This is a genomic window from Desulfobacter latus, assembly GCF_013389365.1.
GTDB lineage: Bacteria > Desulfobacterota > Desulfobacteria > Desulfobacterales > Desulfobacteraceae > Desulfobacter > Desulfobacter latus.
Genome location: NZ_JACADJ010000032.1, coordinates 19609 through 40975, shown reverse-complemented (window position 1 = coordinate 40975; position 21367 = coordinate 19609). Strand labels below are relative to the sequence as shown.

At 47.1% G+C, this 21367-nt stretch carries 24 protein-coding genes and 1 tRNA gene; 17 read left to right on the top strand and 8 right to left on the bottom strand.

From position 1 onward, the window contains the following. Positions 1-134 precede the first annotated feature (134 nt). The 14 genes from HXW94_RS10485 to HXW94_RS10425 all read left to right on the top strand — a co-directional run bounded on the left by HXW94_RS10485 (position 135) and on the right by HXW94_RS10425 (position 10109). Complete coding sequence (locus HXW94_RS10485; protein WP_178366849.1) at positions 135-608, top strand: response regulator; 474 nt, start codon at positions 135-137, stop codon at positions 606-608. A 116-nt stretch (positions 609-724) separates the two neighbouring features. Further along, entirely contained in the window at positions 725-1276 is a 552-nt protein-coding gene (locus HXW94_RS10480; protein ID WP_246293834.1) for a Na+/H+ antiporter subunit E, read from the top strand. Next, positions 1273-1578 carry a monovalent cation/H+ antiporter complex subunit F gene (locus HXW94_RS10475; protein WP_178366848.1) on the top strand — a complete coding sequence of 102 codons (306 nt, stop codon included), beginning with the start codon at positions 1273-1275 and terminating at the stop codon, positions 1576-1578. The genes HXW94_RS10480 and HXW94_RS10475 overlap by 4 nt, the downstream gene beginning before the upstream one ends. Then, positions 1575-1919: a cation:proton antiporter gene (locus HXW94_RS10470; protein WP_178366847.1), complete on the top strand. Its 345-nt coding sequence runs from the start codon at positions 1575-1577 to the stop codon at positions 1917-1919. The genes HXW94_RS10475 and HXW94_RS10470 overlap by 4 nt, the downstream gene beginning before the upstream one ends. Before the next feature lie 2 nt (positions 1920-1921). Beyond that, positions 1922-2167 carry a Na(+)/H(+) antiporter subunit B gene (locus HXW94_RS10465; RefSeq protein WP_178366846.1) on the top strand — a complete coding sequence of 82 codons (246 nt, stop codon included), beginning with the start codon at positions 1922-1924 and terminating at the stop codon, positions 2165-2167. Further along, positions 2164-2982, top strand: coding sequence for a Na(+)/H(+) antiporter subunit B (locus tag HXW94_RS10460; protein WP_178366845.1), 819 nt, complete (start codon positions 2164-2166; stop codon positions 2980-2982). The genes HXW94_RS10465 and HXW94_RS10460 overlap by 4 nt, the downstream gene beginning before the upstream one ends. A gap of 11 nt (positions 2983-2993) precedes the next feature. Beyond that, positions 2994-3404: a cation:proton antiporter subunit C gene (locus HXW94_RS10455; protein WP_178366844.1), complete on the top strand. Its 411-nt coding sequence runs from the start codon at positions 2994-2996 to the stop codon at positions 3402-3404. After that, positions 3401-4900, top strand: coding sequence for a complex I subunit 5 family protein (locus HXW94_RS10450; protein ID WP_178366843.1), 1500 nt, complete (start codon positions 3401-3403; stop codon positions 4898-4900). The genes HXW94_RS10455 and HXW94_RS10450 overlap by 4 nt, the downstream gene beginning before the upstream one ends. Positions 4901-4911: 11 nt before the next feature. Next, positions 4912-6393, top strand: coding sequence for a monovalent cation/H+ antiporter subunit D family protein (locus HXW94_RS10445; RefSeq protein ID WP_178366842.1), 1482 nt, complete (start codon positions 4912-4914; stop codon positions 6391-6393). 4 nt (positions 6394-6397) lie between these two features. Further along, positions 6398-6532 carry a hypothetical protein gene (locus HXW94_RS19850; RefSeq protein WP_281357831.1) on the top strand — a complete coding sequence of 45 codons (135 nt, stop codon included), beginning with the start codon at positions 6398-6400 and terminating at the stop codon, positions 6530-6532. A 25-nt stretch (positions 6533-6557) separates the two neighbouring features. After that, a complete protein-coding gene (locus HXW94_RS10440) occupies positions 6558-6833 on the top strand; it encodes a hypothetical protein (protein WP_178366841.1) in 276 nt (91 codons plus the stop codon). After that, positions 6823-8649, top strand: coding sequence for a Na(+)/H(+) antiporter subunit D (locus tag HXW94_RS10435; protein ID WP_246293833.1), 1827 nt, complete (start codon positions 6823-6825; stop codon positions 8647-8649). Before HXW94_RS10440 ends, HXW94_RS10435 begins: the two co-directional genes overlap by 11 nt. A 10-nt stretch (positions 8650-8659) precedes the next feature. After that, positions 8660-9142 (top strand): Crp/Fnr family transcriptional regulator, encoded by a 483-nt coding sequence (locus HXW94_RS10430; protein ID WP_178366840.1) that lies wholly within the window; start codon positions 8660-8662, stop codon positions 9140-9142. A gap of 145 nt (positions 9143-9287) precedes the next feature. Next, the gene (locus HXW94_RS10425; RefSeq protein WP_178366839.1) at positions 9288-10109 is read left to right on the top strand and encodes a hypothetical protein; all 822 of its coding nucleotides are present in this window, start codon (positions 9288-9290) and stop codon (positions 10107-10109) included. A 108-nt stretch (positions 10110-10217) separates the two neighbouring features. Here HXW94_RS10425 and HXW94_RS10420 read toward each other — a convergent pair whose 3' ends face one another. The 4 genes from HXW94_RS10420 to HXW94_RS10405 form a co-directional block, all read right to left on the bottom strand. Next, a complete protein-coding gene (locus HXW94_RS10420) occupies positions 10218-11363 on the bottom strand; it encodes a YibE/F family protein (protein WP_178366838.1) in 1146 nt (381 codons plus the stop codon). A 78-nt stretch (positions 11364-11441) separates the two neighbouring features. Next, positions 11442-12932, bottom strand: coding sequence for an alkaline phosphatase (locus HXW94_RS10415; protein ID WP_218576670.1), 1491 nt, complete (start codon positions 12930-12932; stop codon positions 11442-11444). A gap of 234 nt (positions 12933-13166) precedes the next feature. Continuing rightward, positions 13167-13242: transfer RNA gene (locus HXW94_RS10410), tRNA-Phe, on the bottom strand. 67 nt (positions 13243-13309) lie between these two features. Then, on the bottom strand, positions 13310-14047 hold the full coding sequence (locus HXW94_RS10405; RefSeq protein WP_178366837.1) for an RsmE family RNA methyltransferase: 738 nt from the start codon (positions 14045-14047) through the stop codon (positions 13310-13312). A gap of 95 nt (positions 14048-14142) precedes the next feature. Here HXW94_RS10405 and HXW94_RS10400 point away from each other — a divergent pair, with 95 nt between their 5' ends. Genes HXW94_RS10400 through HXW94_RS10390 form a run of 3 tightly spaced genes read left to right on the top strand, consistent with a single transcriptional unit; the run spans position 14143 to position 15967 of the window. Beyond that, positions 14143-14748, top strand: a complete 606-nt coding sequence (locus HXW94_RS10400) for a Maf family protein (protein WP_178366836.1) — start codon at positions 14143-14145, stop codon at positions 14746-14748. Positions 14749-14750: 2 nt separating this feature from the next. Further along, positions 14751-15440 (top strand): YggS family pyridoxal phosphate-dependent enzyme, encoded by a 690-nt coding sequence (locus HXW94_RS10395; protein WP_178366835.1) that lies wholly within the window; start codon positions 14751-14753, stop codon positions 15438-15440. Further along, on the top strand, positions 15437-15967 hold the full coding sequence (locus HXW94_RS10390; RefSeq protein WP_178366834.1) for an epoxyqueuosine reductase QueH: 531 nt from the start codon (positions 15437-15439) through the stop codon (positions 15965-15967). The genes HXW94_RS10395 and HXW94_RS10390 overlap by 4 nt, the downstream gene beginning before the upstream one ends. 8 nt (positions 15968-15975) lie before the next feature. Here HXW94_RS10390 and HXW94_RS10385 read toward each other — a convergent pair whose 3' ends face one another. The 4 genes from HXW94_RS10385 to HXW94_RS10370 are packed head-to-tail and all read right to left on the bottom strand — an operon-like array spanning position 15976 to position 21335. After that, positions 15976-16977, bottom strand: coding sequence for an adenosine deaminase (locus tag HXW94_RS10385; protein WP_246293832.1), 1002 nt, complete (start codon positions 16975-16977; stop codon positions 15976-15978). 44 nt (positions 16978-17021) lie between these two features. Next, entirely contained in the window at positions 17022-19256 is a 2235-nt protein-coding gene (gene pilB, locus HXW94_RS10380) for a type IV-A pilus assembly ATPase PilB (protein ID WP_178366832.1), read from the bottom strand. 17 nt (positions 19257-19273) lie between these two features. After that, the gene (locus HXW94_RS10375) at positions 19274-19489 is read right to left on the bottom strand and encodes a hypothetical protein (protein ID WP_178366831.1); all 216 of its coding nucleotides are present in this window, start codon (positions 19487-19489) and stop codon (positions 19274-19276) included. 1 nt (position 19490) lies between these two features. After that, on the bottom strand, positions 19491-21335 hold the full coding sequence (locus tag HXW94_RS10370; RefSeq protein WP_178366830.1) for an ABC-F family ATP-binding cassette domain-containing protein: 1845 nt from the start codon (positions 21333-21335) through the stop codon (positions 19491-19493). Positions 21336-21367: the final 32 nt, after the last annotated feature.

The following is a 21367-nucleotide window of genomic DNA, read 5'->3' as shown; positions in this document are numbered from 1 at the left end:
TTGCTCAATTGGTAATGCTTCAATTGAAACAATTAAGAGGTATATTGAACAGCAAGGCTAAAAAGCGGCAATTCATCCCACCGACACCTTCGGTGATCAGTGGGTTTTCTTGCCGAATTCTATAAAAGGGCTTTATGAAACTTCTATTCGTGGAAAACGAACAGACCTTTCTAACGTATCTTACCACCCGTATGGTGTCGGAAGGATTCACGGTCAAGGCAACCTTTTCCGGAGAAGAAGCCGTCCTGGCTGCTACAGAAGAAAATTTTGATGTGGCCATTGTAGAACTGGAACTGCCCGGCATCGACGGCATTGAGGTACTCAAACGCCTCAGACAGTTGCAGCCCTGTTTGCCAAGTATCTTACTCACGACACACGGCAATATTGACCGCGCACTCAAACGTACGAAATACAATCCCTTCAAATTTTTAACAAAACCGGTTGACATGGCCATGCTCTTAAAAACGATTCATGAGGCCCATGCCCACCGGCTTGAATTCGAAAATCAAAACATAGAATTTAAAGACAGCCCAGACGATGCATCGAATAAAGGGGGCATGGTTAAGCTGCTTGATAAACTGTGCGGGCTTTACGGCGTTAAAGCGTAATCCCCAACGCTGCATAAACATGTTTATGCAGCGTTGGGGATTATAACTTTGACTGGTGTGTGTGATCGTTACCTGAACTTGTATCCTCAACGATCAAGTTTTTAAGGAGGTCTGATTTGGCTCAATCCGCCCCGAATAGTTGCGCTTCGGTTCAGTCCGAAGAACGCAAAAAAAAATTTTCGTTTGTATCATTTTTTTTGACCTTTATACTCATGTTTTTAACCTGGGTGGTCCTGTCCGGTAATTTTTCAACATTGCTCATCAGCTTAGGCGTGATATCGAGTCTGCTTGTGGCCTGGTTTTTTCATGATCTGCTTTTTCCAAATGTGACATCCCGCTATCCAGGCCTTTTTTTCGGATTTATCGCTTACATTCCCTGGCTGATGTGGCAAATCGTAAAAGCAAATTTCAACCTGATGTTTCTAATATTCCATCCGAGAATGAATGAGTTGATTGATCCTCATATTACGGTTTTTCAAACACATCTAACCTCGGATTTGTCCATCACCATCCTGGCCAACTCCATAACACTGACCCCGGGTACCATTACGGTCACAGCCACAGCGGACGGCTTGTTTTCGGTTCATGCCATTGACAGGCGCTCTGCGGATGCCCTGCCCGGAACCATGCTTGCCAAAGTAGCCGGCATTTACGGAGAAAAACAGTGAATACCTTTTTTTTATGTATCAGTTTAGGCTTATGTTTTCTCATGTTTGTTTCCTTTTACCGATGTTTGATGGGCCCCACGATTTTAGACCGACTTATCGGTGTCAATGCCATTGGTAGCAAAACCGTTGTACTGCTTCTGCTCATAGGTTTTTTGTATGAGCGGGTAGACATGTTTGTGGACATTGCCCTGGCCTATGGGTTTTTAAACTTTGTGGCCGTCATTGCCGCCTCCCGGTATTTTCACAAAAGAAAAGGTCTGTATGAAGGATCCTTTAAGGGGGAAACAAAGGAGGTCTCATGAATTTTTTTGTTGTCATCTGTCTGTGTATTGGTTTCTTATTTTTCCTCGGGGGAACTGTGGGAATCATTCGGATGCCGGATTTTTACACCCGGCTTCATCCGGCAGGTAAACTGGATACATTAGGGCTTTTTGCCATGGTGTCAGGTCTGGCCGCATACAACCTGCATCATTTCTCTTTGAGTACCTTGCTTTTGTCCGTCAAGATGATGCTGATTGTGTTTTTTGTACTCCATTCCATTCCCACAGCCACCCAGGCCATTGTGGATGCCGGCATGCGGGCGGGCTTAAGCCCTTTTACCCGAAAAAAAACATCTCAATTACAAGGCACAGGAGAAGAGTAATTATGTACTGGTCTATTAACCTGGTTATCTTGGTTTTTGTCATTGTCTGTGCCCTGGCTGCCATCTATGTAAAAGATCTTTTGGCCACGGCCGTCCTCTTTGGGGCCTATTCTTTTATGATGTGTCTTTTGTGGGCGATAATGGGGGCTGTGGATGTGGCCTTTACTGAGGCAAGCGTTGGCGCGGGTGTCAGTACCGTATTCTTTGTGGCCGCGGTATTCCGAACCAGCAGGAGGACAAAAGATTGAAACTGCTAAGTCTGATTGTGGTCTGCCTCACCGGCGGGCTCTTATTGTACGGCACAGCCGATCTGCCGGACTGGGGGGACCCAAACACGCCGGCATCCCTTCATTTATCCAAGTATTACATTGAAAATGCCATAAGGGATACCGAAGTGCCCAACCTTGTGACAGCCGTCCTTGCCGACTACAGAAGTATTGACACCATGCTTGAAACGGCAGTGGTCTTTTGTGCAGGCCTTGCCTGCTTTATGCTGCTCCGGGATTTCACCCCTAAAAAAGACCACTATTACCGCCATGTACCCAGCGGCGTGATTCTGCATGTTAAAAATCCGGACAGACAGATCATTGCGGGCAATGAATTTGAAGATATGGACAAGGAGTGGCTCCCGCCGGACACCATCATTAAAACGGTGTGCCGGATGTTAATTCCTTTTATCCAGATCTATGCACTCTATGTGGTGGCCCACGGGGATTTTTCCCCGGGCGGCGGGTTCCAGGGCGGCGTAATTTTGGGGTCCAGCTTCATTCTTTTGGCCATCTCCTATAATCTGAAATATCTACTCAAACGGGTGAGTGAGAAGTTTTTAGGCATTCTGTCTGCTGCAGGGGTTCTGGTCTATATGGGTATTGGACTGGCGGCCATGGTTTTAGGCGGCAACTTTCTGGATTATGAGAAATATGCCCCTATTTTCGGGGAACACCATATCAGGGCGTTGGGTATGCTCGGGGTTGAAATCGGTGTGGGCATGTCTGTGACGGCAGTCATGGTCATTATTTACATTAATATCGTGTCTGAAGGCAAACACGACGAAGGATTATAAGGGAGTTGCAAATGACGGAATTATTCATGCTGATTGCCGCCAAATACAATTACTGCCTTTATGTCATTTTAATGATGATCGGCCTTTATGCCATGATTGCCAAGAACAACCTGATGAAAAAGCTGGTGGGCATGAATATTTTTCAGACCGCCATCATTTTGTTCTATGTTTCCATCGGGTTCAAGCACAATGCCACCATCCCCATTATCAAGGGAGATCACGGCCATGGCGGGCACGGGGCTGCCATTCATGCCGCTGATTACATGAATCCTTTGCCCCATGTACTCATGCTTACCGCGATTGTGGTGTCGGTGGCTACTTTAGGCGTGGCCATGGCCCTTTGTGTCAAGGTATACCAGCGGTACCAGACGCTGGAAGAAGATGAATTAAGAATGCGCTTATCGGAAAAAATAAAATCATGATTCATTATCCAGCCATTGTCGTCATCGCCCCCCTGGTCGGCGCTTTGACTGCCGGGATTCTATCTTTTGTAGAGGAGCGGTATGCCTATCCTGCGGCACTGATCGCCACAGGGATCTCCTGCGCCGCAGCTGTCCGGGATCTGATCTATGTGGCAGGTCACGGTCCCATTGCCTACCACATGGGCGGCTGGGCGCCGCCCATGGGTATTGAGTACCGCATTGATACCTTAAATGCCATGGTCCTGGTATTGATTACAGCCATTGCCTTTTTAAATCTTGCGGCATCCCGGCCCAATATTAAACAGGAGATGCCGGACCGACGCCCATCCTTTTACGCGATGTATCTGCTTTTTGTGGTGGGGCTGACCGGTGTGGCCTCTACAGGCGACTTATTTAATCTGTACGTCCTCATTGAGATCACCTCGTTAAGTTCCTACACCATGATCGCTTTAGGCGACAGGGACAGGGGACCGATTTCCGCTTTAAATTATGTTTTTGTGGGCGTCATAGGCGCCTCGTTCTATCTTTTAGGGGTGGGGTACATCTACATTAAAACCGGCACCCTGAACATGGCTGAGTTTGCCACCATGATCCCAACCCTCCAGGACTCCACCACGATTTTGACTGCCTTTATCCTGTGCCTTGTGGGGGTATTTATCAAAATGGCCCTGTTCCCCCTGCATGTCTGGTTGCCCAATGCCTACAGCTATGCACCGGTGGGATTTGCACGGATTGTGGCACCGCTGATGACCAAAGTGATGGTTTATGTCATGGTGCGTCTGATGATCACGGTCTTTGGGCTGGATTATATTTTCATAAAACTTCATATCGCCGATACTCTTGTGTGGCTCGGCACCATCGCCATTCTGGCCGGCGGTGTCATGGCCCTGGCCCAGACAAATTTAAAGAAGATGCTTGCCTATATTATTGTGTGTGAAATCGGGTATATGGTGGGCGGTGCCTGGCTTGGCAATAATTTAGGTCTAACAGGCGCTGTGCTTCACATCCTGAACGATGGGCTAATGACCTTTGCCTTGTTCCTTGCCGTGGGCAATATGGTTTATAAACTGGACCGGGTTCAGATAAAGGATCTTAAAGGGCTTTTTGCCAAAATGCCCTGGACCATGACCGGGTTTGTTCTGGCGGCCTTCAGCATTGTGGGGGTACCGCCCACCTGCGGATTTTTCTCCAAATGGTATCTGATCTTAGGGGCGTTTAAAGCCGGAGCCTGGCATTTTGCCGCAGCCCTGATCATGTCATCCTTGATCTGTGCAGTTCTTTTTTTCAAGGTATTTGAGGTCTGTTTTTTTGAATCCCCCGACACCCATGTTGGTCATGGCAGCGATACCCACGGCCGGCACACCACCGTGGCAATTCAGGAGGCGCCGGCCATATCCCTTGCGGTTCTGGGTATCGCCGGCATCAGCCTCATCGTAGTGGGGATGTATTCCAAAACCATTGTTGTCAGATTGATCTGGCCGTTACTTCGTTCTTAAAAAAGGCATACATGGAATTTATACAATCGATCAAACCTGTTTTGGCTGTGTTGATCCCCCTGGCAGTGATTCCGGTACTGGTTTCTTCCGGGGGGCGGCCCAATGTCCGCGAAGCCTGGACCTTCATTGCCGGTATCCTCTCATTTGCTCTGGTGGTCTCCATGGTACCGGCGGTTCTGGATGGAAACCGCATCGGGCTGACACTGTTTCCCATTGCACCGGGGGCTGACATTGCCCTGAGCGTAGACGCATTGGGTATGCTCTTTGCCCTGGTGGCATCATCTCTTTACATTATCACAGCCATGTATTCCATCGGCTACATGCGCGGACTTAACGAACACAGTCAAACCCGGTTTGTCGCCTTTTTTGCCCTGGCTATTTCCGCCACCATCGGGGCGGCATTTTCCGCGAACCTGATCACCCTGTATCTTTTTTATGAAATTTTATCTTTGGCCACCTATCCTTTGGTCACGCACCATCAGGATGAAACGTCCAAGGTGTCGGGCCGCAGGTATCTGACCTTTATTCTCGGCACCTCCATTGGTCTTGTGTTGCCGGCCATGATCTGGTGCTACCACGCCACCGGCACCCTTGAATTTTCGGCAGCCGGTATTTTTACAGGTCAGCTGTCAACACCGTCTGCCACGGTTCTGCTGCTGATGTTTGTCTTCGGGTTTGCCAAGGCCGGCATCATGCCCGTACACACCTGGCTGCCGGCTGCCATGGTGGCGCCAACCCCGGTATCGGCGTTGCTGCATGCCGTGGCCGTTGTCAAGGTGGGGGTTTTTTCCATTATCCGGGTGCTGACCGGTATTTTCGGGGTGGAACTTCTCTCCTCTTTAGGCCTTGGCGGACTTGTGGCGTTTATTGCTTCGGTGACCATTCTGACCAGTTCCGCCATTGCCCTGTCCCAGGATGAGTTCAAACGGCGGTTGGCCTATTCCACCATTGGTCAGCTCTCTTATATCGTCCTTGGTGCAGCGCTTCTGTCACCCAAAGGTATGACCGGAGGGATTCTGCATATCACCATGCATGCATTCGGCAAGATTACCCTGTTTTTCTGTGCCGGCGCCATTTATGTGGCCACAGGCAAAAAATATTTAAGCCAGATGGTGGGCATCGGCTATCGCATGCCCGTCACCATGACCGCTTTTCTCATCGGCGCCATGTCCATTATCGGACTGCCGCCCACGGGTGGGTTTATCAGCAAATGGTATCTGGTTTTAGGCACCCTTGAAGGGGATCAGGCCGTTATGCTCTTTGTGCTTTTAACCTCTTCTCTTCTCAATGCCGCCTATTTCATGCCCATATTTTACAAGGCGTTTTTCTGCACACCGGCGGAGGCCATGTTTGAACGCAAATTTGACGAAGCACCTGTGATGTGCGTGGTCCCCCTGGTGATCACCGCATTGATATCCTTTATATTCTTTTTTGTCCCCCAACCCTTTCTGAAGCTTTCAACCCTTGCCGTAACCGGTTTTACAGGAGGTTAGACAGATGAACCCACAAGATGACAAAGAACTTATGGAATTAAAGCATGACCCTGTGCCGGGGTATAAGCCCGTGTTCGTGGTGGTTTTTACCATTGCCTGTCTGTATATGGCATTTATCTTATGCCATTCACCTTTATAGACAACCTGTTGAAGGCTTTTTACCCATGGAAGAAAAAAAACATCTGTTTGACGATCCCAAAAATGTAAAGCGGCTGCTGGCGGTCTTTTTCGCTTGCGTGGTCGGGCTGCTCGTTCTGAACGGAGTCTACCTTTATCTGGCCAAACATCATGTTATTCACCACCATGCTTACTATGAGTGGGAAAATTTCTGGGGGTTTTACTCCTTTTACGGATTTGTGGCCTGCGTCATCCTGGTATTGGTCTCCAAGTATGTGCTGCGGCCCCTGGTAAAACGTCGGGAGGATTATTATGACCAGTGAAATAGTTATGGCTGCCGATACGGCACTGGCAACGGATCTGATGCCGGCACTGATTTTCATGGTGGGCGGCCTGCTGGTACCCTTTTTCAAGGGCCGGGCCAAATCCGTTTATATGCTTCTTATTCCGGTGGTGGGGTTTTTAAACCTGATCCATATTCCGTTGGGAGATCATCATCACCTGTTCTTTGGCGATTTCAACCTGGTGCTGCTCCATGTTGACCGGTTAAGTCTTTTGTTCGGCTATATTTTTCACATCATTGCTTTTATTACGGTCATTTATATCCTGGGATTTAAAAACGATGTGGAGTATGTGGCAGGCTTTTTCTATGCTGGTGCCGCTTTAGGCGCCATATTTGCCGGTGATCTTTTTATCTTTTTTGTCTTCTGGGAGGCATTGACCCTAGGGTCGGTCATGTTGATCTGGGCCAGGAAAACCCCCAAAGCCCAGGCCGCGGGGTTTCGCTATCTTCTGGTCCATGCGTTCGGGGGCCTTGTGCTGCTGGCAGGCATTGTGTTCCACTATTCACACACCGGCTCCCTGGAGATGTCCCTGATGACCCTGTCCGGCCCGGGATCGTGGCTGATGTTTTTCGGTATCGGCATCAACTGTGCCTGGCCTATCCTGCATCCCTGGCTCACGGATGCCTATCCTGAAGCCACCATTGGCGGCGCTGTGTTTTTAAGTGCATTCACCACCAAAACGGCTGTATATGCCCTGGCAAGGCTCTACCCGGGGACGGATCTTTTGATCTGGATTGGTGTGGGCATGGCCGCCTTTCCCATTTTCTATGCCGTGATTGAGAATGATCTGCGACGGGTGCTGGCCTACAGCCTGATTAACCAGGTGGGATTCATGGTTGTGGGCATCGGTATCGGCACTGAGCTTGCCGTCAACGGCGCCTGCGCCCATGCCTTTAATGATATTTTGTTCAAAGGGTTGCTCTTCATGACCATGGGGGCGGTGATGCACCGCACCGGTAAGATTAATGCCACAGACCTTGGCGGATTGTATAAAAGCATGCCCTGGACCTGTCTTTTCTGTATTGTGGGCGCCGCCTCGATCTCCGCATTCCCGCTTTTTTCAGGATTTGTTTCCAAGTCCATGGTCATGTCGGCTGTGGCGCACATGTCCCATAACCCGGGGCAGGGAGCGCTGGTCTTTGTCTGGCTGGTCCTTTTATTTGCTGCGGCCGGTGTATTTCACCATGCCGGCATCAAGATCCCGTTTTTTGCCTTTTTCGGCCATGATGCAGGACACAGGGTCAAGGAAGCCCCTTTGAACATGCTTATTGCCATGGGCATCGCAGCCTTTTTATGCGTGTTCATCGGCACATTCCCCCAGTATTTATATTCAGTGCTGCCGTTCCCGGTGGATTACGAACCTTACAGCATTTCCCATGTGCTCACCCAGACGGAGTTGTTGTTCTTCTCAGCACTGGCTTTTTGCCTATTGCTGCTCTCGGGTATCTATCCTGCAGAACAGCGGGCTGTGAACCTGGATGCAGACTGGAGTTACCGCATCGGCGGAAAAAAATTGTATCATATCCTGGCCGGCATCTTGAACCCTTTAAATACCGGATGTGAAAAAGTGGTCCGGTCTGTGGCTTCAGCTTCGGCCTTTATCTTCAAAGATGCCCCGGCCAGGATTGCACTGTTCGTCTCTGTGAATATCTGGCTGGTTTTCGGTATCCGGGGACGATACCTGGAATTAAGAAAATCGAGACTTTATAACGATGCCATGGAAGGGACCATGCCCATTGGTTTAGGGGCTGCGACAGCGGTTGGCTTTTTTATACTGATATATATTTTAAACTGAAGGAATAACAATGATAAAAATTGAAGATCTCAAGCGAATAAACATGCTTGCCGACATGCCGGATCATCTTTTGAAAATGATCAGTGAAGTGGCCCAGCTCAATATCTACGGCAAGGATACCCTGCTGTTTTCCCAAGGGGAGAATATTGATCTTTTTTATATGATCGTCATGGGGCAGGTGGCGTTGAAAGTTCCCTTGGATGAAGATATTGATGTGATCTTTGATATTCTTCAGGCCGGCAGATCGTTGGGGTCATCAGCCATGCTTTCTGACGCAAAAGCCTCTTATACGGCCATCTGCCAGGAACCGTGCGAAATAATGACCCTGAACGGGAAAACCCTACAGAACCTGTTTAATGATAATAAAGAGATTGGCTATTATTTGATGGCCGGCGTGGCCGGTCAGTATAAACGGACCATGGACCGCCGCCTTCGCATAATTTTGAAAACCTTGGAAAAACACCCGGAATTGCAACACCGCATAAGATATTGATGCAGGATGAACATCCCCGCCAAGCCGCCTGCCGGACTTTCAATCGATTTTTTCAATCCGCTTGAAAAAATCGTGCATTTAATTTCAGAATACAGTATTCTATCTATTTGGCAACACAATAAGCAGAGCAATCTATGAGGCGTAAATGAGTGACGAGAGACTGAAAAAAATAATTGAAGGCCGGATTCCCGGACTTTTTTATATGATATCAATTTTTGCCCTGATTGAAATTGGTATCCTGGCGGTATGCATGTGGCTTGGCGCAAATCAGGAGTGGGTTACCATCTATAATCCTGAAAAAGAAATCATATATGAAGGCGTTTACAATCAAATCCGGACCACGGAATTCAAAAGCGTATACGGCATTGAAAATTACAGGGAAGAAGGGTATGAAATTATCCGGAAGACCATTGACAAACCATTCCCGACGCGGACCTGGATTGCATTATCGGTCTGCGTGCCCCTGGTACCGATTTTCTTTGTTGTTTTTCTGATCCGGGCGTTTGAGGATCTATTCGGCACAAAAGAATCTAAAGAAGAAGACGGTGCCAAGGCAAAAAAACATTCTGATGAAAATGAAAATAAAATTTTTGAAGAAACCCGGTTTGAAAAACTGTTTTCCTCCCTCGGTCGGATGAGTATTTACTCACTGGGGGCCATCATTATGCTGGGGGCCTTTTTTTTCTGGATGGTTCCCGATCTGCTCATTGCAGTGGGCCGAATCAGTGTTCATACCATTTTGCAGCTTAAATGGATCATTCTGGCCGTTGTTGTGGTCGGCGGAATTATTCTGATTCTCAAAACCATTTTTGCTTATAATACCCGAAAAGAAATCATCCGGCAGCAGGCAGAAATCCAAAAATACAGGGACCAGCTTGCCATGAGCGCCGGCCTTGAAAGAAAACTGTTAAATGAGACGAGTCGCCTTGATCCGCCGGATCAGCTGACGGGCCCGCCGACGGAATAAAACCATCTCTGAAATTGCGGCACTTGCGGATCAGACCTTATTTTATTTGGAAGATTGTATTCCGATCATGGGCCTTATTCAGCCACCGGGCTGGTACAAAAACGCCCTTTAGACCCTCTGTAAAGCCGTTTCAGGTGACTTCACCAGCACAAAGCCACCCACCAAAGCGGTAAAAGGGGCCACTGTTACAAGTCCGAAACTGCCTATGAGGGTTTTTAGAATCTCAGCAGAGACATAAATAAAATTTGAGGTATTTACCCAGGGAACGCCCTGGGCCATAAAAGCCATCATCAACGTAATAAATCCGCCGGAATAGGCCAGAAGCAGGGTTGTGGTCATGGTACCTACAACGGCCCTGCCCACGTTGATACCGCTTTTTACCGCCTGCCACCGGGTGATGGAAGAATCCGTACATACGACTTCATGCATGCTTGCGGCAACATCCATGGCAAGGTCCATCACCGCACCGGCGCATGCAATAAATACTGCGGCAATATATATCTTTGTCAGATCTAAATGACCAAATCCCGAATAAAGCAATGTTTCTGCAAAAGGCATGACAGCGCCATGCACATGAAAAACTTTGGTAAAATAAATTGCCATGGCACAGCTTGTTAAAACGCCTAGAAACGCACCTAAAAACGCTGTAAACCCTTTTCTGTTAATACCGGCCACAAGAAAAATGATACCGGCACTTAATGACGCCATGATCACAAGGGAAATGAGGATGGGGTCCCACCCTTTTAACAACAAAGGAACCAAAATCTTCCACAAAACCAGTGCCGTGAGAAGAAAAGAAAGCAAGGCTTTCAAACCGGTGAATCCACCGTAAGCGATTAACAGCACCGCAAAAAGGCCAAGCAAATAGATTTCAAGCCCCAGGCGGTAATGGTCCTGGGGATTTACAAAAATAATTTCACCTTGTTCGTTTAAGGTCAATACCACCAGGGCTGTGTCACCCGCCTTATAGATTTTGTCCTTATCCATCTGGCCTAGAAGGGGATTTCCAGCAGACAAAACCTTACCCTTAAACGGCCCGTCCATTAATTTCAACGTAACATTCTGATCCCCTGTCTGAATGATTCCAATGGTCTGAATTTCCGAATTATCCACTGAAATTATTTTTCCTTTGCACCTGACGGCATTTTGGGCCATTTTATCTTCAAACCCCGTGGGGAGCATGACAAGCACAATGCAGAAAAGAATAAAAAAAATGCAGAGGATTGTATCTTTTCCTGCCTTGATTTTTTTCATTGCAAAACCTTCTCAATAAGTAAAAAAACGTGGGGCAGCAAATGCTGCCCCACGTTTTTATTGTTATGGCCATGAGCCCTAATTTACAGCAGCAAACGTTACATCATTAATGGGGCTTTTTTCAGCATAGTGGATTTTTTCATCAATTCCCATAATATCCATGGTCTTTTTGGCGATATCAACATTGTCATAGTATCCGTTGAACAATCCGGCGCTGACGCCGACAGCAGAAGTGGCAACAGGGACACCGGTATGTTTGTATGATGTCCAGGCCAGGCCGGCTTTCTGATTCAAAATATGGGTGATGGATACTGAAAGGGGCTCGTAACCGCCGTAAAGTACATAGGTTTCAGGATTTTTGGATTTTTCCTGTTCCCCTTTCATGCTGCGATCAAAGGCGCCTTTCAAGGCTTTTATTTCATGTGCCTGCAAAGCGAGCGGACCGTTACCTTCGAATGTCAGGCCGAAATGTTGGGTGATGATGGGTTTCATGGCATTGAAGGATTTATCCGATCCTTGTTTGAATTTGCCGAGTACTTCATCGGTGAATTTCTGGAAAGACAGATTCTGTTTACCCAGTACATCAAAATTGGTGGCGTATTTGGTGCCTGCGTAGCCCAGGGTCAAACCGCCGCATTCATGGTCCCCGGTAACAACAATCAGGGTTTCGGCAGGATGTTTTTTATAAAATTCATAGGCTTCACTGATGGCGTCGTCAAAAACCAGCGTATCTTTAATGGAAGCAGTGGCGTCATTGGCATGGCAGGCCCAGTCAATTTTGCCGGCCTCGACCATCATGAAAAACCCCTTGTCATTGTCAAGCAGTTCAATGCCTTTGGCTGTGAACTCCTTAAGGGATATATCCCGGCTTCTTTTATCCATGTCATAGGGAAGGGCTTTGCCGTCCTGAAGCCAGTTATTGTAAGCAAGAACTTTGCCGTCTGCTGCGTTTAAGGCCATGAATTCAGCTTTATCAGTCACCACCTTGTATCCGTTCTTTTTAATAAGATCCATGGCGTTGCCCACATAATTTTTTGAGTTGTTCTTTTTATTGGTTACATCTTTAAGGCCGCCGCCGCCGAAATAATCAAAACCACTGTTGGCGATGGCAACATCAATATCATAGTACTGGCTGCGCCTGGGTACATGGGCGTAAAAGGCAGCCGGGGTGGCGTGGTCAATAGATACACTGGAAACAATACCCACTTTCATACCTTTTTCCTTTGCCAGTTCAGCAAGGGTTTTAACCGGTCTCAACGCCGGGTCCATACCAATAACGCCGATATTGGTTTTGGTGCCGGATGCCATGGCCGTTGCTGACGCAGCAGAGCCCGTGATAAACCGGTCCGCGGCATGCGTGGTGGTGATGCCCTGGGCCGGAAAAGAATTCATGAGAAGTTTTTTGCCGGTGTACTGCTCGGCTGCGATTCTCTGGGGCATACCCATACCGTCACCAATGAAAAGAAAAACATATTTTGCATTTTTTGCAAAAACCCCGGAAAGGGGGATGAAAGTCAAAACAAGGGCAAGGACAAAAACCCTCATCGTCATATATTTCAATGATTTCATAACCGTTGTGCCTCCTTTTAAAATGTTGTTTAAGGACAGTAAAATTTTTAATTCGTACCTGAGAAAACCCTGTTTAGTTAAAAAGTTGCCCATGATGGATGACTTTTCGTTTGTACATTAATTAAATTATATTAGAAATATATGAGGATAATGTAATAATTATATTGCCGAAACAAGCCGGGATAAAAGCCAAAAAGGCCTTCGGTTTTTTAAAACCGAAGGCCTTTATAATCGTGGTGCCCAGGAACAGAATTGAACTGCTGACACGGGGATTTTCAGTCCCCTGCTCTACCGACTGAGCTACCTGGGCACGTCAAACAACGTCAGCTTATATATGTTCTTTAACCGTTCAAGTCAAGCAAAAAATTAGAAAAGTATTACGACCCACCCATATCACCCAGCAGATACTGAATTAAACCACAGGCACATACCGCTGCTGTTTCCGCCCTTAAAATCCTGGGCCCAAGGGAATAACTCATAAATCCCGATTCAACGGCACACCGGATCTCTTCTTCTTCAAATCCACCCTCCGGTCCGATCAGGACAACAGCTTTGTTATTCTCTCCAGGGACCGTTACGGCAAGGGAGCGATCCGAGGCTTCCCAGAACGCCAATTTATGTGTACAGCCTTTTGAGAATGCCAGCACCTGTTGAAAATCCATGGGCGGCATAATTTCAACAAGACAAGACCGTCGACACTGCTTTAAAGACTCCCTGGCAATGGTCTGCCACCGCTCAATCTGTTTTTTTCCCTTTTGGGTGCCTGACAATGGAACCGATCTTTTACAATAAAAAGGAATCCAACGGGTTACCCCGAGTTGGGTAATCTGCTTGATAGTCTCATCCATCTTGTTGTGTTTGAGCATGGCACTACACAAGGTCAGGTCGAGATTTGATTCGGTCAGGCTTTTTTTCTCAGTTAGAATTGAAATTTCCACACATTCAGGAGAAACCTTATCTATACAGCCTGTAAAGTCCGTACCATGGCCATCGGTCATGGAAACGGCATCTTGGGGTTTAAGCCTGAGTACCTTGCATATATGTTTTGCATCCTGACCCTGAATGACTGCCTTGTTTACGCTTAACGCCTCTTTATTGATTAAAAACTTCTGCATAGTTATGTCTTGATCCCGCTAAAAAGTGGTTAATTTTTCATCGTAAAATAGTACAAATCTGTTCGCCGCTTATAAATTATGATACATAAAGGGCCATGAAAACAATAAACAAAGAAAAAATTGTTCTTGCCTCGGGTTCACCGCGCAGAAAAGCGCTTATGACCCAGGCAGGCATAGCGTTCAAAATTCATGTGGCCGATATTGACGAATCTATAGTTGATCCGGGCACGCCCCCCGAAAATTATGTCTGTTTATTGTCCAAAATCAAGGCCCGGGCCGTGGCCCCGAACTATCCGGATGCCTGGACCATCGGGGCGGACACGATAGTGGCGATTGATAATACCATTTTAGGCAAACCTGTCGGGCACCTGCAGGCGGTAACCATGTTAAGCCGGCTCAGCAACAGGGAACACAGTGTATTTACCGCCTTTACCATCACCAGACCGGACGCCCATGATGTGGTTACCCGGGTTATCAACACCCGGGTACGGTTTAAAAAACTATCCAATGATGAAATCAACTGGTATGCAGACACCGGCGAACCCTATGACAAGGCCGGAGGCTATGGGATACAGGGGATTGGGGCCTTTCTGGTTAAAGAGATATCCGGATCTTATACCAACGTTGTGGGCCTGCCCGTGTGTGAACTCATTGATGCCCTGGCATCTTTGGGGGCAATCCGTTTTAAGGAAACAAAATAAAAATGCAGATTCAATCCAATCTAAAAAAAATTCATGATGACATACATGCTGCCGCGCAAAAAAGCGGACAGGATGCATCCCGAGTGACCCTTATCGCAGTGAGCAAAAGAAAACCGCCTGAAATGATTCAGGCGGCCATGGATGCCGGTCACAGGGATTTTGGGGAAAATTATATCCAGGAAGCCATGGAAAAAATTGATCTCATTGGCAGAAAATCGGCGACGTGGCATTTTATAGGCCATCTTCAATCCAACAAAGCCAAATTCGCGGTAAGCTATTTTGACCTGATTCATACCGTGGATAAGGTTAAGCTTGCCAGGGAAATCAACCGCCAGGCCCAGAAAATCGGAAAAATCCAGGAAGTTTTACTCCAGGTAAATATTGCCCGGGAAACGACCAAGTCCGGTGCGAAAGAAAACGAAATTATGGACATTGCAAAACAGGTCTGCCGGTTTGATAACCTGCATGTTTCAGGACTTATGTGTATGCCGCCTTTTTTCGATGATCCTGAAGACGCAAGAATTTATTTTAAAAAGCTTAAACAGATCAGTAAAAATATTGAAACGCTTAATCTTCCCAATACAACCATGACCCATTTGTCCATGGGCATGAGCCATGATTTTAGGGTAGCCGTTGAAGAAGGAGCTACTTTAGTACGTGTGGGCACAGCCATTTTCGGAGCAAGACAGTGAGAATTATTCTGCATGCCTGCTGCGGCCCGTGCACCATCTATCCCCTTGAGATTTTAAGAAACATGGAAATAGAGGTCATGGGGTATTTTTACCGACATAATATCCATCCATTTACAGAATGTATGAAGCGTGAGGAAACATTACGCGATTATGCGGATCAGGTGAATCTGAAAATGATCTGGCAAAAAGGCTATGCGCTTGAAGAATTTTTGCGTGCAGTGACATTCAGGGAAAAAAACAGATGCAGGTATTGCTACCACGCACGTCTTAAAGCCACTGCCCTGGTTGCAAAAAAGGGAAAGTTTGACGGGTTCTCCACTACCCTGCTCTATTCAAAATTCCAGAATCATGGGTTGATTACGGAAATCGGCCAGGGCCTGGCAAAACAATATGGACTTAAATTCATTTATCATGATTTCCGTGAAGGCTGGAAACAGGGGATAGAGAAATCCAAGGCCTTATGCATGTATCGCCAGCAGTATTGCGGCTGTATTTACAGCGAAAAAGACCGATATTATAAGGATTAGGCTTTGCTTTATTCAGCCATAAAATTTTTTATCTGCTCAATAAAGATATCTTTTTTATCCTGGCTGATAAAAGCCGCATTAAACGAATTCACCGCCAATTGTGCGATATCATCCCGCGTCAGCTGAAACGCGTTTTGAAGCGCGATATAGTTTTCAACAACATATCCGCCGAAATATGCAGGATCATCCGAATTGACCGTCACGCAAAGCCCCTGGTCAAACAGTGTTTTAAAGCTGTGCGTCCGGATGTCTTTAAATACACGCAGTTTGACGTTGGAAAGCGGACACACCGTTAAAGGAATGCGGCGGCGCTTGAGTTCACTGATAAGTGACTTGTCTTCGAGCGCACGCACGCCATGATCAATTCGATGGACTTTAAGCTCTTGGATGGCCTCCCATATATATTCAGCAGGCCCCTCTTCCCCGGCATGGGCCACGGTCATAAAGCCTTCTTTTCTCGCTTTTTCAAAAACACGTATGAATTTGGATGGTGGATGGCCGTATTCGGATGAATCAAGCCCGACCCCTGTAATCTTATCTTTAAAATCCAACGCCTGCGAAAGGGTTGCCATGGCCTCGGATTCCGGCAGATGACGTAGAAAGCACATGATCAGACAAAATGAAATGTTGAGCGTGCGGGCCCCGTCGGATAACGCATGATAAATGCCGTTTATTACTGTTTCAAACGCAATGCCGCGTTCGGTATGGGTTTGGGGATCAAAAAAAATTTCAACGTGCCGGATATTTTGAGCTTTGGCTTTCAAGAGATATTCCCATGTCAGGTCATAAAAGTCTTCCTCTTTCTGAAGTACGCCGGCACCTTCGTAATAGATATCCAGAAAAGACTGCAGATTATCAAAATGATAGGCCTGTCGCAGGGCTTCTACCGAATTGAATTTGATACGGATACCATTTCTCTCGGCCAGGCGAAACAATGTCTCAGGCTCCAACGTCCCTTCGATATGAAGATGCAGTTCTGCCTTGGGAATACCCTGAATAAATACATTCATGTCCATAACAATCCCTTTGTTATTTTAAGTAAAGACCATAGGCCCTAAGCGCCGTTGTTATTGACTTTATGTTTTTTGATCTGATGATAAAGGGAAACAAGCTTGCGGTCCGTCTCGTTCAGGCGGTCGGCAAGGACCGTGAAAAGATGCTTGGCCACATCAGGATATTTTTCTATGATTTCAATCAGCTTGTCTCCGGGAAACCGTTTGATTTTGGCACGTCCCTTTGAAATAATAGACGCGGACCTTGACGTACCGGTGATGGCTGCCATTTCGCCGAAATACTCTCCGGGCTGGGTAATTTCCGCTATCATTTTACCGCCCTTGACCACATAGACAGCGCCTTGAACGAGCTTAAAAAAATCAATATCCGTGTTGCCCTCACGGATGATCACATCCTTATCTTCGTATTGTTCAATGTCGGGGTTCACCAGGTAGGCCGGCAGGGCTTCTTTTGAAATAACGGTTTTTTTTAACACTTCTTCCAGAGATGTTTCTGCCGATTTCACCTTAACCAGGCCGGCATCCCGAAGCGTGATCATGCCTTCGGAGATCGCCACCTTGCGCAACTGGTCTTCAGGCACTTCAGCAGAGATGGCTTTGGCAACCTCGTCGGTCACTTCCATAAGTTCATACAGCCCAACCCTGCCCTTGTATCCGGTCCCATTGCAATGGGGGCAGCCCTTGGGGCCATAAATGGTCAAATCCGAAATTTCATTTTTATCAAAACCATACGATTCCAGGTCTTCGGGATTATATCCGGTGACCACCTGTTTGCAATCCGGACAAAGCCTGCGCCCAAGACGCTGGGACAACACCATGGTGACGGATGAGGCCAGCATATAGGGGGGAATGCCGATATCCACAAGCCTTCCAATGGTGGACGGGCAGTCATTGGTATGCAGGGTGGCAAATACAAGATGGCCTGTCATGGCCGCTTTGATGGCAATCTCAGCGGTTTCAATATCACGGATCTCACCCACCATGATAATATCCGGATCCTGCCGGAGAAAGGCTTTCAGAGCTGCGGCAAAGGTCATGCCGACCTCTTCTCTTACCGGCACCTGGTTAATCCCTTTAAAATTGAATTCTACAGGATCTTCAGCGGTCAGAATCTTGATGTCATCCTTGTTCAAACGGTTGAGAACGGAATATAATGTTGTGGTTTTACCCGACCCTGTGGGCCCGGTAACCAGAAGCAGACCATAGGGTCTGGAGATACAGCGTTTAAGCATATCAAAAGTGCCGGATTCAAACCCTAGACGAGTCAGATCAACGCTTAACGCACTCTGGTCCAGGATACGCATAACAACGCTCTCGCCAAACAGGGTGGGCAAGGTGGATACACGAAAATCTACGGATTTTTTCTTGCCCAGGCGAAGTTTGATACGACCGTCCTGGGGAACCCTGCGTTCGGCAATATCCAGGGAAGCCAGAATCTTTACCCTTGAAAGCACGGCGTTTTTGATTGACAGCGGCAGATTCATGGCCTTGTACATGCCGCCGTCCAGGCGGTAGCGTACCTGAAAAGATTTTTCAAAAGGTTCAATGTGTATATCCGACACGCCGTCGTTGATTGCTTTGGTTAAGATGCCGTTTACCAGTTTGATGATGGGGGCATCCGAGGCCATGAACTCATCCGGACCAGTGTCTGCATCAGCGGCAGCCACCTCAAGTTCCTCAGCGGCCTCGGACACCAGGGAACCGAAATCATCAACAGAGGTTACCGGTTCATCGTCTTCCGGCTCATCCTCAAAATGAAGAAAACTTTTATACTCTTCATCCGAAATTTTATAAAAATCGCGATAGGCCTGGATGATATCATTTTCTGTGGAGACAAAAGCCCGGATGTTTTTGCCTGTCTTCTTTGCAAGCTCTGCCACCGCATCCGTGTCTGTGGGTTCCGCCATGCAGACCTGAAGATCGTCCCCAGCCAGTTTCAAGGGAAAAACCAGACTGTTTTTGGCGTCATCATAGGGCAGAAGTTTCAGAGCCTGGGGATCCGGCTTTATTTCAGAAAAAGCGACAACTTTATAATTGTATAGTCGTCCCAGTACATTGATGATGGTGTCCGGATCAATATAGCCTTTCTGGAGCAAAATGCCTGAAAGCCGCTCGTTGGTCTTTTTCTGGACAGAGAGGGCTTCATTAAACATAATGGAGGTAATCTGTCCTTCTTTGGAAAGAATTTCACCAATTCTAACCTTGCCGGCACCAGACTGATCTTTAATGGTAGATTTAAGGCTGGAACCGGATTTTACAGCAGTTTTGCCGGCCATAAGAGATCCTGAAACAGTTACGATTTTTTATAATTTTTGAATACCCGGATACCACCGGCCAGTACCAAAAGAAAACCTATAAAATAGGCACAGAACTTTACAATTCCGATCTTATTTTTAAAAAATTCAATGGTCTCAATTTGGAGGACCACCTGGGGAACCCTTATAAAAACCGCGATACCCACAACGATCAAAATAATACCATAAAAAAATGTCAGCTTTTGTTTGTCCATCTTAATCCCCACCTTCAAGGCCGGATAATTCCCGGTCAAATTTCTTTTTTATCTTGTCTGCCTTATCAGATATTTCCGCAAAGGTGTCAAACAGGATTTCAATGTCGGATTCCAGTTTAGCATGTTCTTTGGATAAAGTGGCAATTTTTAATCCGTCCTGGTCCCGGGAAGCATCGAGCAGTGCTTTGTCCACCCGGGCCATCTTGCTTTCCTTTGTTTCTATATCAGTTTCAAGTTTGTTTATCGTTTTATTTATCGGCGTCAATTGCTTTGACCTTTCGGCCACAAGCTCTGATTTTTTCTTGCGCAGTTCCTTTTTGGAAAGCTGTGGGCTTTTTTTGCGCTTTGCAGGGATCAGTTCTTCATCCCCCCATCCCTGTTTGTCAAGAAACGCCTGATAAGTGCCTTCAAATATGTCAATGCCGTCGGCAGTAAATATCACCAGGCGATTTGCCAGGGCATGCAGAAACATCTCATTATGGGTAACAAGCACCACGGCACCTTCAAACGCATTTAACGCAGCCACAAAGGCATCACTGGCCTCAATGTCGAGATGGTTTGACGGCTCATCCAAAAGCAGAAGATTTAAAGGCCGGATCAGAAGTTTGCCAAGCATGACCCGGGCCTTTTCTCCACCGGACAGCACACTGATTTTTTTTAAAGCTGCATCCTGTTCAAACATCATGGCGCCGCAGATGTTTCTGGCGGTCTGGCGATCTGTTTCAGGGTAGGCATGCAAAATTTCTTCTTCCACAGTGAATTGCGGATTTAACGTCTGGATATTGGTCTGTTCAAAATATCCGGTTTCTACGCCTGGATTGGGTTTCACCCACCCTGCATCCGGATGTATATTCTGACTGATCAGTTTCAGCAAGGTGGTTTTTCCTTTACCGTTTTTGCCGATGACGGCCACACGGTCACCAGGGTATACGGTCAAGGAAAAATTTTCAATCAACGGGGTCTCTTTTTGGTATCCAAAACGCAACATTTCGGCAGTCAGCACCTGTTTACCGGCAAACGGCAGGTAGTTAAAGGAGAAGTCCAGATTTTTAAGTTCTGCCAGTTTGTCTTTTGCTTCAAGCTTGGCCAGGGTTTTGATCCTGGACTGTACCATGTTGGCCAGCCTTGCCTTGGCCCGGAACCGGGTGATGAACAGCTCCATCTCTTTTTTGCGCTTTTCCTCATTTACCCGGGTTTTTTCATATATCTCTTCGTCCTGGGCCACCTGGAGATAATATTTGGCGGTGTCACCCTGTATCTTTTTCATCTTGCGACGGTGAATCCCCACAACATGGGTCACCACATTATCCATAAATCCACGGTCATGGGTCACCAGAAGCATCTCCCTTGGCCACGAAACAAGAAATCCTGTAATCCAGCGGATGGATGTAATGTCCAGATAGTTGGTGGGCTCGTCAAGAATTAATAGATCAGGCTCGGATACCAATACCTTGGCCAGGTTTAAACGCACCTGGTAGCCACCGGAAAACAGCATGGGGTCCTTTTGCATGTCCTGGTCTGAAAATCCCAGACCTGACAGGATTTTTTCAGCTTTCCAGAAATGATCGCGTTCATGATCCGGCAGGCCAAGCATGGCCTCTTCAAGAACAGTGGGTTTGGTGAATTTTATATGCTGGGAAAGCACACCGATCCGATATCCGCCGGGTATAATAACGCGCCCTTCGTCGGGATGTTCAATGCCTGCAATTATATTTAAAAGCGTGGTCTTACCATGGCCGTTTCTTCCCACCAGGCCCACCCGTTCCCCGGAATTGATCTGCATGCCGGTATTGTCAAGCAGTACCTGATCTGCGAATCCTTTGGTTATGGATTCTATATTCAGCATTGATGCCTCCTGTTACGCCTGTCGACGATGAT

Excerpts from the sequence above, each read along its gene's own strand:
- HXW94_RS10485 (WP_178366849.1), top strand. The coding sequence starts at position 135 with ATGAAACTTCTATTCGTGGAAAACGAACAGACCTTTCTAACGTATCTT.
- HXW94_RS10470 (WP_178366847.1), top strand. The coding sequence starts at position 1,575 with ATGAATTTTTTTGTTGTCATCTGTCTGTGTATTGGTTTCTTATTTTTC.
- HXW94_RS10465 (WP_178366846.1), top strand. The coding sequence starts at position 1,922 with ATGTACTGGTCTATTAACCTGGTTATCTTGGTTTTTGTCATTGTCTGT.
- HXW94_RS10455 (WP_178366844.1), top strand. The coding sequence starts at position 2,994 with ATGACGGAATTATTCATGCTGATTGCCGCCAAATACAATTACTGCCTT.
- HXW94_RS10450 (WP_178366843.1), top strand. The coding sequence starts at position 3,401 with ATGATTCATTATCCAGCCATTGTCGTCATCGCCCCCCTGGTCGGCGCT.
- HXW94_RS10445 (WP_178366842.1), top strand. The coding sequence starts at position 4,912 with ATGGAATTTATACAATCGATCAAACCTGTTTTGGCTGTGTTGATCCCC.
- HXW94_RS19850 (WP_281357831.1), top strand. The coding sequence starts at position 6,398 with ATGAACCCACAAGATGACAAAGAACTTATGGAATTAAAGCATGACCCT.
- HXW94_RS10440 (WP_178366841.1), top strand. The coding sequence starts at position 6,558 with ATGGAAGAAAAAAAACATCTGTTTGACGATCCCAAAAATGTAAAGCGG.
- HXW94_RS10435 (WP_246293833.1), top strand. The coding sequence starts at position 6,823 with ATGACCAGTGAAATAGTTATGGCTGCCGATACGGCACTGGCAACGGAT.
- HXW94_RS10430 (WP_178366840.1), top strand. The coding sequence starts at position 8,660 with ATGATAAAAATTGAAGATCTCAAGCGAATAAACATGCTTGCCGACATG.
- HXW94_RS10425 (WP_178366839.1), top strand. The coding sequence starts at position 9,288 with ATGAGTGACGAGAGACTGAAAAAAATAATTGAAGGCCGGATTCCCGGA.
- HXW94_RS10420 (WP_178366838.1), bottom strand. The coding sequence starts at position 11,363 with ATGAAAAAAATCAAGGCAGGAAAAGATACAATCCTCTGCATTTTTTTT.
- HXW94_RS10415 (WP_218576670.1), bottom strand. The coding sequence starts at position 12,932 with ATGAAATCATTGAAATATATGACGATGAGGGTTTTTGTCCTTGCCCTT.
- HXW94_RS10405 (WP_178366837.1), bottom strand. The coding sequence starts at position 14,047 with ATGCAGAAGTTTTTAATCAATAAAGAGGCGTTAAGCGTAAACAAGGCA.
- HXW94_RS10400 (WP_178366836.1), top strand. The coding sequence starts at position 14,143 with ATGAAAACAATAAACAAAGAAAAAATTGTTCTTGCCTCGGGTTCACCG.
- HXW94_RS10395 (WP_178366835.1), top strand. The coding sequence starts at position 14,751 with ATGCAGATTCAATCCAATCTAAAAAAAATTCATGATGACATACATGCT.
- HXW94_RS10385 (WP_246293832.1), bottom strand. The coding sequence starts at position 16,977 with ATGAATGTATTTATTCAGGGTATTCCCAAGGCAGAACTGCATCTTCAT.
- pilB (WP_178366832.1), bottom strand. The coding sequence starts at position 19,256 with ATGGCCGGCAAAACTGCTGTAAAATCCGGTTCCAGCCTTAAATCTACC.
- HXW94_RS10375 (WP_178366831.1), bottom strand. The coding sequence starts at position 19,489 with ATGGACAAACAAAAGCTGACATTTTTTTATGGTATTATTTTGATCGTT.
- HXW94_RS10370 (WP_178366830.1), bottom strand. The coding sequence starts at position 21,335 with ATGCTGAATATAGAATCCATAACCAAAGGATTCGCAGATCAGGTACTG.